Origin of the sequence: Bacteroides sp. AM23-12, from assembly GCF_003434395.1 — a bacterium.
Taxonomy (GTDB): domain Bacteria; phylum Bacteroidota; class Bacteroidia; order Bacteroidales; family Bacteroidaceae; genus Bacteroides; species Bacteroides thetaiotaomicron.
In genome coordinates, this window is the sequence record NZ_QTLF01000001.1 from 129,638 (window position 1) to 141,577 (window position 11,940).

At 42.0% G+C, this 11,940-nt stretch carries 7 protein-coding genes; 5 read left to right on the forward strand and 2 right to left on the reverse strand.

Features of this window, described 5'->3' with window-relative positions:
- Positions 1-136: 136 nt before the first annotated feature.
- Both DW640_RS00430 and DW640_RS00435 read right to left on the reverse strand, forming a co-directional pair.
- The gene (locus tag DW640_RS00430; RefSeq protein WP_117576835.1) at positions 137-3,022 is read right to left on the reverse strand and encodes a glycoside hydrolase family 2 TIM barrel-domain containing protein; all 2,886 of its coding nucleotides are present in this window, start codon (positions 3,020-3,022) and stop codon (positions 137-139) included.
- Positions 3,023-3,046: 24 nt separating this feature from the next.
- Complete coding sequence (locus tag DW640_RS00435; RefSeq protein ID WP_117576837.1) at positions 3,047-4,630, reverse strand: alpha-galactosidase; 1,584 nt, start codon at positions 4,628-4,630, stop codon at positions 3,047-3,049.
- 242 nt (positions 4,631-4,872) lie between these two features.
- Between DW640_RS00435 and DW640_RS00440 the strand changes: the two genes are divergently transcribed.
- The 5 genes from DW640_RS00440 (at position 4,873) to DW640_RS00460 (ending at position 11,925) form a co-directional block, all read left to right on the forward strand.
- A complete protein-coding gene (locus tag DW640_RS00440) occupies positions 4,873-5,565 on the forward strand; it encodes an SGNH/GDSL hydrolase family protein (RefSeq protein ID WP_008764375.1) in 693 nt (230 codons plus the stop codon).
- Positions 5,566-5,597: 32 nt separating this feature from the next.
- A complete protein-coding gene (locus tag DW640_RS00445) occupies positions 5,598-7,148 on the forward strand; it encodes a glycoside hydrolase family 28 protein (protein ID WP_072066967.1) in 1,551 nt (516 codons plus the stop codon).
- Between the two features lie 35 nt (positions 7,149-7,183).
- Entirely contained in the window at positions 7,184-9,229 is a 2,046-nt protein-coding gene (locus DW640_RS00450; RefSeq protein ID WP_117576839.1) for a glycoside hydrolase family 2 TIM barrel-domain containing protein, read from the forward strand.
- Between the two features lie 137 nt (positions 9,230-9,366).
- Positions 9,367-10,047 carry an SGNH/GDSL hydrolase family protein gene (locus tag DW640_RS00455; protein WP_117576841.1) on the forward strand — a complete coding sequence of 227 codons (681 nt, stop codon included), beginning with the start codon at positions 9,367-9,369 and terminating at the stop codon, positions 10,045-10,047.
- Between the two features lie 216 nt (positions 10,048-10,263).
- Complete coding sequence (locus DW640_RS00460; RefSeq protein ID WP_199610187.1) at positions 10,264-11,925, forward strand: glycoside hydrolase family protein; 1,662 nt, start codon at positions 10,264-10,266, stop codon at positions 11,923-11,925.
- Positions 11,926-11,940 lie beyond the last annotated feature (15 nt).

Here is an 11,940-nt window from a genome sequence, read left to right on the forward strand (position 1 = left end):
AATAATAAATAAGGGGCTGTTTTAATCAAATAGCCCCTTATTTATATGCTATAGATACAACGCAAACAAACTTAAGTTCCAAGAACAATTTTCAGTTCATCGTTTTATCTTTATTTTAAAGTGTTTTTACTCAGGATTACCGGAAGTCAAACATCAGATTCAGATGTAATCCTTCATCTCCCGATTTGATTCGGATATTTCCCGGTTGACTGTTAGGACCTTGTTGCTCGATCGGCTTGAACGAGCAGATTGCCGGAATATCAAGCAAGAATGAAAGATCACCTTCAGGGAATGCAGGCATGGTATCTTTTACCCGTCCTGCCGGTTCTTCCGGAGTGAATACCCGGAAGAAAGTTCCGTCATTACGTGAATAAACGGTAAATGAAGTCTTCTCGCCCTCCAGTGTAGCCCAATAGAGATTGGCATGGTAACCCTTGAACTCAGGATATATCAGATTCTCAAAACTTTCTCCGGTAATGGTGTTGTTATAATCTTTGTGCCAGATACCGTAGTTCGTTCCTGGAATTCGGTTTTTCCATACTCTGTATGGCCCGCGTCCCATCCATTTCATGCCCGAACAGTTTTGTTCCGGATAAGAGAAGCTAAGTCCGAGATTGAAAACCTGTGCATCCATGAAAGCATCGTCGAAGCCACCGCCACCGGAACCGCGATTTAATAAGATTGCATCCATATAAAGCAAACCTTCGTTTGTCAGACGCCACACAATGGAATCTGCCGCACCTTTATATTTGGTACAATAAATGGCGCCATCGGAGGAATGACGAGTATAGCTGAGCGAAGGTTCATATCGCATCTTCATACCTACTGCTACCGGACCATCTTTGAATGGAATCTCAGTCTCACCGGATTTAATGTGACGGATCATACCGGTTGCCGCATCGAAGGTTATGCTGACTATGCTGCTCTTTAGTTCAATGGCGTCAGACGTTTGTCGGGCTTCTGCTTTTTGAGGAGCAGGCGTGAGTGTCGTTTGTGACAGGTTACGTTCAAAATATTGTTTTGCCAGATGAATCGGATAAGTCCAGTTACAGATACTTTTTCCTTCTCTATCAAAAGCCTCCAGTTCAAGAACATCACCTTTCCGGAATGAATCGGGCAGTTCAAAACGGGCAGTACCTGTTTCTCCCGGATTAATGGATGGAAGTTGCACTTTCCCTTCAGCGATTACCTTTCCTGCTTCTGCGTCTCCTTTGAGCGGAGTGCCGCACGATAAAACCTTATAAGTCATACGACACTCTTTCAGATTGGTAAAAGTATATTCATTGGTCAGAAGGAAACTGCCGTCGAAGTGGTTAGTAATGAGAAGAGGTTTCAACTGGATAGGCGACCATTGTGCACGGATGGCATAATAGCTTCCTTCTTTCTCTCGACGTGGTCCTACTACTCCGTCGGGTGCATTGGACTTGTCAGAGTCGAGTATTCCTCCTTTATCACTGCGTTTGGGAGCCTCATCGCAATATACCCAGATGAACCCTCCTGCAAACAAGGGATTGGTACACCAGCGATCCCAAAAGTCGCGCAGGCCGGCTCCTCCTCCCTGATCGTACATGGCGTGCATAAATTCGGTCGGCATGAATACTTTATAACCATTGGTGAAACGTGCTACCCCTGTCAGATAAGTAGGATAGTGATGCGTATCCAAGTCGTTAAAGTCAGCCCAGGGATGTACCATATGTCGTTTTTGTAATCTGTCATATTGGGCAAACAAAGGATCGGTTTGCGTATTCCAGCCTCCTTCGTTTCCGTTACTCCAAAGAATGATGCAGGGGTGGTTAACATCCCGTTCAATCATTTCTTTTACGAGTTTTGCACCGACTTTGGAGTCGTAACCGTTTTGCCAGCCTGCCAGTTCATCCATGTAGACAAGCCCCAGTGAGTCGCACATATCAAGAAAATGTTCATCGGGCGGGTAGTGCGAACGCACTGCATTCATATTCATTTCTTTGATGAGCAGGGCATCCATTCGGCTTAATGCAGCACTGGTGGTACGCCCTCCGTCTACAGAAAATGAGTGGCGGTTGATTCCTTTGACCACTAGTTTGGTACCGTTCAAATATACGCCGTCCTGGGGAAAGAATTCTACGGTACGGAAACCAGTGCGTGTTTCTCTGGTTTGTACGATTTTACCTTCGGGATTCTTTAATTCCAATTTGGCTACATACAGATTGGGATTCTCTGTAGACCAGGGAATGATGCTTGCCCATTCACCGCTAATCATCTGCTCCTTATCGGAGTTATTGATTGGATGAGTGATTGTTGTTTGTCCGTTGGAGGTATATACGGTTTTCCCGTCTTTTAATGAACGGACAGATACGATGATTTCATGTCCTTTGGCATCTCCTGCCATATCTACGGCGACCTGTAATTTCCCATGGTGATCAGCATTTAGTACGAAATGTTCCATGTGTACCTGTGGCAGAACTTCCAACCATACAGGACGGTATATACCGCCAAACAACCACCAGTCAGCTTTCCGTTCGGCGGCATTGATCGATCTGTTGGCTGATTCTTTGGCAACTTTCACTTCAAGCTGATTCTTTTTTCCAAGATTGAGTAATTCGGTAATATCATAATTAAAGCGATAGAAACCTCCTTGATGCATCTCACCTGCCGGCTTGCCGTTTATCATGATTTCTGCATCAGTCATCACTCCGTCAAAGAATATCTTTACCCGTTGCCCTGCCCATGATTTGGGGGCGTCAAATTTATAGCGGTAAATTCCGGTTTCATCACTGGGGCGTTGTCCTTTTATGGTATACCATCGACCGTAGGTATATTCTCCGAATCCCTGTAGTTCCCAGTTACAGGGAACCTCGATCTTTTTCCATTTGCCACTATTCTGTCCCGCAGAACAGAAAAAATCCCAGGTCTTGGTGTCGTCAATGCCTGTTCCCGAAAGATAAATGCGTTCGGGATGGGGAACTTGTGCTTGTATGGTAGTCCCATTCCACATTGCTGTGAAAATCAGAGATACCAGTAAGCATCTAAATTTCTTGTTCATTCTATAATTGATATTATGAGGAATTTATTGTTTGGATACTGTAAAACGATCTATATCCGGTGCCCATCCGAAGTCATTTCCCATTCGTACCGTATTGTAACCTTGTTTTAAGCTGACAGGGATAGTCACAGATTTCACTTCATTGTTACTGTTCAAATCTTTGAGTACTGTTTTCGTTCCATTGACAGAAACTTCCAGTTTGCGGTTTTTGTCGCAAGAGTAGAAAATAGTCATTTCATAGTTACCTCCCTTTTCGCTGTATACTTCGCTCCATTCGGCAAAGTTCTCTTCCCGGCCGCCGAGTCGGGATATTTTCATTCTGCCGGAACAATCGGAGGCAGGTACATAAACAATTGGTTTGGATTTCTTTCCCAGATCGTCGTAGCAGGGAAGATATGCCCATTCAGCCTCATAAGATACGGGTTCCAGTCGTTTTTCAGCTTCCATTTTGCATATCATTACGCTGTGTGGCTGAACAGTCTGCCGTATTTCTCCTTTCATTTTTCCAAGATCCTTCTGTTTGATTAAGTCCCGTACTTTTACGTTACCACCCAGTTCAAGGGTTTCAAAAGGAACGATAAAGTCACATGGCTGGTCGGAAGGGTTATACAATGCTACCGCTCTTGTCAGTCCGCGTTTCTGTTCGATGTCCTTTACCAGTACATAGCTTTCATTTTCATGTTGAACGACGTGTGCCTGAAGCCCTAATACATCCTGATTCAGTGCGATCAGTTCTTTGTTTTTGAGTAGCTTCAATGAGAAATCGGGAATCGTATTCATATCACATCCGATTAGCAGGGGAGAACTCATGATGCACCACATTCCAAAATGGACTTCTTCTTCGTTGGGTTTCAGTCCACGTCCGATTTCTAGCATATCCATGTCGTTGTAATGTCCGTCGGTAGCATAGGCGGAAAGATATAAGTTCTTTTCTATAATACCTTTTACTGAATTCCATCTGGGACGGATATCAGGACTGATACGCCAGGAACGTGTCAGTCGTTTTGCCCAGGTACCGGGAAAAGCCCATCGGCAGATATTGATAGATACATCCGTTCTTCCTGTATTGGCAATAGCTTGGCAAATCGTGCTGTAGCGCTTTTCTTCGTCTAGCCCCAGTTCGCGTCCGCCACAATAATCGATCTTGATAAAATCATAGTTCCATTCTTTAAGATATAAATCCATATCCTGCTGTTCATGGTCGTATAGTCCGGAGCCCACTCCATTTGCGTCGTTGTCATAGATAGAGCCGCAGGTGTTGTCTCCTGCATCCGAGTAAATTCCGGCTTTTAGTCCCAGCGAATGGATATAGTCTGAAACCACTTTCATTCCGTTGGGAAAACGGTCGGGATGCGGATGCATTTTCCCCGTTTCGTCCCGATGCCCGAAGAAGCCGTCATCTATATTGATATAGTTGTAGCCTGCCTCTTTCAGTCCGTGATTGATTAATGCGTCAGCTTGCTGTTTTATCAACTCTTCACTGATATTTACATGATAGGTGTTCCATGAACTCCATCCCATAATAGGACGGTCGATGTCTTTCTGGGCAAAAGTATTTGCCATAAACATGGTAGATAAAATGCCCCAGGCAATCAGATGTTTTTTCATACGTTTGTAGTCTTTTGTAGAAATGGATAACTTTCTTGGCAAAGATATGCAAAGTCGTAGCTTGCTCCAATGGCAAATAAGTATAGAAAGATGGAAAATCGTCCGTTTCTTGGAGAATTTGGGCGTAAAAACCGGATTAAAGCATGAAAAGTGTATGAATTTAATGGAAAACGTATGAATTTACATGTACTGACATTACAACTACCCTTATCTTTGCTAGCAAATGAAAAATACATAAAGTGATGACACATTTAAAAATCTTTTTATTGTTAATCGTTTGTGCGTTATCCGTTTTGGATGGGAAAGCACAGACTGGTATAGCGCTTACTGACGAACTTAACGGCAAGCGGATCGGAGTAATAGGTGACAGCTATGTGAGAAATCATAAAGAGCCGTTTGAGAACACATGGCATTATAAGTTTGCAAAGAAGCACGGTATGGAGTATTTTAATTATGGAAAGAATGGGAATAGCATAGCTTATTCCAGCCCGCGATGGGGAAAAGCGATGTATCTGCGATATGCGGAGATGGCGGATAGCCTCGATTATGTCATTGTCATTGGCGGACATAATGATGCATTTAAATTGGACTCTATCGGAGGTATTGATAACTTCAAGGATAAAATGGAAATTCTGTGCAAAGGCTTAGTCGAGAAATATCCGACAGCGAAAATCTTTTTCTTTACCCGCTGGAACTGCAAAAACTTTAAAGGAAGTGACTCGGAGAAAGTAGTGGATGCTATGATTGAAGTCTGCGGCAATTATAGTATTCCTATTTTTGATTGCGCAAGAAAAGGAAGCATCTATGCCGATAATGATACTTTCAGAAGAATCTATTTCCAGAAAAGCAAGAATAATACTGATACGGCACATCTGAACAGTAAAGGACATGACCGTTTTCTAAAAGTTGCCGAGAGTTTTCTGCTGCAATATTAATCTAAAAGAAAATAGTCCTCTTTAATTTTAATATGATGAATAAAAGATTATTTTGTATTCTGCTGTTGGTACCAACTGTTTGGTTGGCCTATTCACAAACATGCGATTATATCCCCCTGCAGAAGCAAGTAGGTCCTGAACATACAACGGAAAATATTGCACCTGTACAGGCTCCTTTCGCTATGCCCGAAATGAATCGTCCGGTCTTTAAAGATGTTGTGTGTTCTATTGTGGAAACAGGCGCCAAACCTGAGAAAATGGTTACGAAAGCGATCCAGAAGGCGATAGATAAAGTCAGTCGTGACGGAGGAGGAAAAGTGGTTATACCTGCCGGTATTTGGAAAACGGGTCGCATAGAGTTGAAGAGTAATGTAAATTTGCATTTGGAAGAGGGAGCCGAACTGCATTTTAGTGGAAATATAAACGATTATCTGCCTGTTGTCCTAACTCGTTTTGAAGGAGTGGAAGTCTATTCATTAGGAGCTTTGGTCTATGCTAATAATCAGGAGAATATAGCTCTGACCGGTCATGGAAAGCTGGTAGCTCCGACTACCGACTGTGAAATATGGAAACGACAATGTTATGAGTCGATAGAGAAATATGTAGAGCAATATCCGGATGTAAAAGAACGTATTGCAGATGGTAAAAAAGGACGTTCAGTCTTTCTCCCTCTGTTTGTTTCTCCGACAAACTGCAAGAATGTATTAATCGAAGGAGTTACACTGGAACGGTCACTTTTTTGGAATATAGTTCCTGTATATTGCGATGGAGTGATTATACGTGGTGTGACGGTAGACTCTCACGGACATGGGCGTACAGATGGCATTGATATCGAGTCTACACGAAATGTACTGATAGAGTATTGTTCGCTGGATTGTGGAGACGACTGTTTTACGATGAAGTCCGGACGCGGAGAAGATGGAATCCGTGTCAATAAACCCTCTGAGAATATAGTAATACGTTATTGTCTTGCCAAAAGAGGATGGGGAGGCATTGTTTGCGGAAGTGAGACAGCTGCGATGATTCGCAATCTCTATGTACATGATTGTGTATTTACAGGCACTAAAAGTGGATTGCGTTTTAAAACCCGTCGTAGTCGTGGTGGCGGGGGCGAGAATCTGACTTTCGAACGTATTCGGATGAATCTTACCGGTGCTGCTTTCTGGTGGGATATGTTGGGTGAAGAAAAGCATGTCGGCGATTTGGCAAAGCGTTTGCCGGCTCGTCCCATAACACCTTTGACTCCGTCTTTCAAGAATATTACCATTCGTGATATCATTGTTGAATCAGCTTCCTATTTTATAGACTTGAACGGTATTCCGGAGACCCCGGCAGAAAATAATCTGATAGAAAATTTAGTGGGGAAGACCAATAAACTGATACGGATGACAGATGTGAAAGGTTTTACGTTGAAGAACATAACCATTCAGAGTAAAGACCCTTCCATCTTTATTAACGATGGACGCGATGTTCTCTTTGAGCAAGCACATTTCCTGCTACCGGGCGGAAAAGTAAAAATAAAAATGCAAGGTGACTTGACGGAAGAACCTCGGTTGATTCGTTGTTTGGTGAAAGAGTATTGAGAAAAAGGATTATATTCATTTTAAATTTAATATCTATGTTACAACGCACTATCTTTTTTTTGTTCTTGCTGGGAGGCGTCTTAGTGTCTTTGGTTGCTAAAGCTGATGATAATCCGCGTACTTTTATCTTGCTGGATAAGGGATGGGGATATAGGCCTGTCAGTGATACGGGATTAAAATCTTCTATGAAGCAAGTAACTGTCCCTCATACATGGAATGCCAATTATATACCGGGTACCCGCTCCTACAACAGGGAAATGATGGTATATAGACGTGATCTTGAAATAACCCCGGATATGAAGGACAAACGGCTTTTCCTTTATTTCGAAGGAGTGAATTCATCGGCCACTGTTTTGGTGAATAATAAATCCGTAGGATCGCATAAAGGAGGGTATACGGCATTTTGTATGGAAGTGACAGATTATGCAAAACAGGGTACTAATAAACTGGAAGTATGGGTGACTAACGCATACAATCCGGAAATTCTGCCTATCAGTGGTGATTTCAATATATACGGTGGTATTCATCGCCCTTGTCATTTGCTGGTGACGGAGCAGGACTGTATTTCACCTTTGTTTTATGCTTCCCCCGGTGTCTTTATACATCAGGATAAAGTGTCGGAAAAGCAAGCTCAAATAACGGTGGAGACAATGCTTTCACTTAGAGGAAAGAAGCAAGGATTAAAAGTCCGGACTACGATTGAAGATGTCAAGGGAAATATTATTTCACAGAATATAGAGCAGAATGTAACCAATGAAAACGTAAAGCAGCCGTTTGTGATTGATCATCCTGTATTATGGAATGCCAAACAGAATCCCCATTTATATAAGGTGATAGTCGAATTACTGGATAATGGTAAAGTGATAGACCGGGTAGAACAGCGAACCGGTCTGCGCTATTTTTCAGTAGATGCTGATAAAGGCTTCTTTTTGAATGGTAAATACCTTGATTTATACGGTTTTTGCCTGCACGAAGAAGTAGAAGGCAAAGGTAGTGCATTGTCTGCAGAAGATCATGAGCGGGATATGGAATTAGTCAAGGAATCCGGTGCGACATCGTTACGGTTAGTTCATTATCCTCATTCGGAATCTATCTATCATCTTTCGGATGAGAATGGAATCGTATTGTGGACCGAGATACCGATGGTAGGTCCCGGTGGATATGATTTTTGTGGATTTATCAACACCGACGGACTTAAAGAACATGCCCGGCAAGTTTTGAAAGAGTTGGTTTATCAAAAGTACAATCATCCTTCCATATGTTTCTGGGGTATTTTTAATGAGATAAGAACCAATTATGATAATGCCGAACCGTTTGCCCGTGAATTGCATGAGCTTTATAAAGAAATCGATCCGTCCCGACTGACTACCTTAGCCAGTTGTGATGATCCTAAATTTTATCAGAACTGTTCCGACCTTATGGCATGGAATAAGTATATCGGATGGTATGGCAGCCGCAATGCTCCCGAAACAGCCGGCAATTTCTTTGATAAAGCGAAAGCAGCTTCCAATGGAAAGCCTGTGGCTATATCGGAATATGGTGGCGGGGCTAATGTGGAGCATCACTTTTCGATGAAGGAAAATGATGTAAAGCCAAGTGGGCAATTCCATCCGGAGGAAGGGCAGACCTATATTCATGAAGGTAACTGGAGTGCATTTGCGCAACGCCCGTATATGTGGGCAAAATACATCTGGGTATTTGCCGATTTTCAGTCTTCCATTCGTAATGAGGGTGGTAAACCCGGTATAAATGATAAAGGACTTGTCACTTATGACCGGAAAATTAAAAAGGATGCCTTCTATTTTTATAAAGCGAATTGGAGCACGGAACCAATGATTTATATAACGAGCCGTCGGTTCACCGAACGTCCGGAAGCGAATGTCCAGGTGAAAGTTTATAGTAATCTTCGTGAAAATACACTATATGTAAATGGAAAGAAAATAGGTAAACAGAAGAGTGACTCTCTCCATCGTGTAGTGTGGCAGAATGTGACTTTAAGTAAAGGGGAAAACCGGATTCGGGTGGAAGGAAAATCCAAAACCGGTGTGATTGAAGATACTTGTGTCTGGTATTTGAAGTAGAATTTCACCTTACCGTAGCAGATATAAATGATAAAGACAAAGTAGTTGTTTATCATCTCTTAATTTAGTGAACTTGGAGGGGTTACCGACAGTTCCATTTTTGATTGATAAAAATAATAAAAAGTAATAAGCGAAAGATGAAAAAGTTCTGTGTATTTTTGCTCATAATCACCCTGTGCAGTAGTTTCAACTTTGCCCAAAGTAAAAAAGCCGTTTCTATTTTGGGTGATTCCTATTCCACATTTGAAGGTTATCTGCAACCTGATACAAATAGTATATGGTATTATACCCTTCCAAGACATAAGACTGACGTTGTCTCTGTACGTCAAACTTGGTGGCATCAATTGATCAGAGAAAATGATTATCGGCTTTGTGTCAATAATTCTTTTTCGGGAGCTACTATTTGTAATACAGGATATCGTAAAGCAGATTATTCCGACCGTTCCTTTATAACTCGTATGGATGAGCTGGGATGTCCGGATATCATTTTTATTTTTGGTGCAACGAATGACTGTTGGGCAGGTGTTCCGCTTGGTGAATATAAATATGAAAGATGGGCAAAGGAGGACTTGTATCAGTTTCGTCCTGCTATGGCTTATATGCTCGACCATATGATTGATCGTTATCCTAATGTCGAAATCTATTTTCTATTGAATTCCGATTTAAAAGAAGAATTTAATGAGTCAGTCAGAACCATTTGTAAACACTATGATATAGATTGCATTGAATTATACAATATAGATAAACAAAGTGGCCATCCTTCAGTCAAGGGGATGGAACAGATTTGCGATCAGATAAAAAGGTATTGTACTAAATAGGCTACATTTTCATAAAGCCATTAAAACTTTATTGGCATTTATTGAAAGTGTATCAAGCATTTTGTCAGATATGATATGTTCGTATTATTTACGTAAAGCATTACGTACCTTTTTCCCTGTTTGTTATCATTCACTCATGAGGGATTGATTTACTTTTGTCGTAATACTAATAGTATTAATCAAACGAACTATCAAACTAACTAACAGAAGAAAAACATGTACGGAAAAAAACTTAAATTAGTATTAATGGTAATGTTGCTACTTGTGAGTAAATCCACTTTCTCTCAAGTAACAGAACGCGAACGTCCCAAAGAGTGGAGTCAACTGGTGAAAGGTGCCCGGTTTATGGATCGTTTTCTGCCGATGAAAGGCAATCAACTGTCATCCGACACATGGGGAACCTCCGATGTGCGTCCGCGTTATGTTGATAATGGTATTGAAGACCGTGTCTGGTCCTATTGGGGTGGAAATATCCGGAAAGGAGAAGACGGTAAATATCATCTGATGGTTTGCGGATGGCTGGAAGCCTCTCCTAAAGGACATATGGAGTGGAGAAATTCATGGGTGTTCAATACCGTGAGTGATAATCTGACCGGTCCGTTCAAACCGGTTAATATCATCGGAAAAGGACATAATCCGGAGATGTTTCAGGCAAAAGACGGGCGATATGTTTTGTATGTCATAGACGGACGTTATGTTGCGGATGATATCAACGGAAAATGGGAATATGGAAAATTCGACTTCAATGCGCGCGATCGTAGAATCATCGAAGGATTGTCCAATCTTTCGTTTGCCCAACGGGAAGACAGTTCATATGTAATGGTCTGTCGTGGCGGTGGAATCTGGATCAGCCGGGATGGTTTGTCGGAATATAACCAATTGACAGACCGTCGTGTTTATCCGGATGTGAAAGGACGGTTTGAAGACCCTGTCATCTGGCGCGATCATATCCAGTATCATCTGATTGTCAATGACTGGTTGGGCCGTATTGCCTTTTATCTTCGTTCAAAGGACGGAGTCAATTGGGTAACTGATCCGGGAGAGGCCTACATGCCGGGAGTTGCCGTACACGAGGACGGACATTCTGAAGGCTGGTTCAAGTATGAACGTCTGAAAATGTATCAAGATAAGTATGGCCGTGCTATTCAGGCTAATTTTGCGGTCATTGATACTTTGAAACATGAAGATAAGCCATTTGATAATCACAGTTCAAAGAATATCAGTATTCCATTGAATCCGGGACTATTGCTGACAGTGTTGAATGATAAGCCCATTACCGCCGGAACGAAGACTATCCGGCTGAAAGTACAGGCAGAAGAAGGTTTTCATCCACAAACCGATATGGATATCAGCTCTTTGCGTTTTGGCGCTTCCGAAGAAGTGAATTATGGCAGAGGAAGTAAAGTATTGAAAACAGAGAATGATGGAAATGACCTGATCATTACTTTCGACGGAAAAGGAAATGGGATTACCGAGAATGAATTTGCTCCTAAATTGATAGGCAGATATAAAAACGGAAAGATGCTTTACGGATATGCGCGTTTGCCGTATGTTGATTATGTGGAACCGATTCTTTCTGCGCGTGCCCCTGTATTCTCTGAATCGCAAAAAGGCTGGAACGGGAATATTGAAGTACAGAACTTCGGACAAGTTAGCTCACAAAAGGCTTCGGTCAAGATAGAGTATAAGAAAGAAGGCAAAATGGTCAAAGTGGCTTCTGCTGCCGTACCTGCTTTGAAACCCTATGAAAAAGCTGACATCCGCTTTGCGACAAAGGCTGATTTTGAAAAAGGTGAGGACTATAACTTCCTTGTGACTGTTTATTCCGGCAAGAAAGTTCTCTCTACTTTCCGTTTGAATCGGAAGGTCGTTGAATAATTGAAAGACTAACAA

Coding starts and splice junctions, on each gene's coding strand:
- DW640_RS00430 (WP_117576835.1), bottom strand. CDS start 3,022: ATGAACAAGAAATTTAGATGCTTACTGGTATCTCTGATTTTCACAGCA.
- DW640_RS00435 (WP_117576837.1), bottom strand. CDS start 4,630: ATGAAAAAACATCTGATTGCCTGGGGCATTTTATCTACCATGTTTATG.
- DW640_RS00440 (WP_008764375.1), top strand. CDS start 4,873: ATGACACATTTAAAAATCTTTTTATTGTTAATCGTTTGTGCGTTATCC.
- DW640_RS00445 (WP_072066967.1), top strand. CDS start 5,598: ATGATGAATAAAAGATTATTTTGTATTCTGCTGTTGGTACCAACTGTT.
- DW640_RS00450 (WP_117576839.1), top strand. CDS start 7,184: ATGTTACAACGCACTATCTTTTTTTTGTTCTTGCTGGGAGGCGTCTTA.
- DW640_RS00455 (WP_117576841.1), top strand. CDS start 9,367: ATGAAAAAGTTCTGTGTATTTTTGCTCATAATCACCCTGTGCAGTAGT.
- DW640_RS00460 (WP_199610187.1), top strand. CDS start 10,264: ATGTACGGAAAAAAACTTAAATTAGTATTAATGGTAATGTTGCTACTT.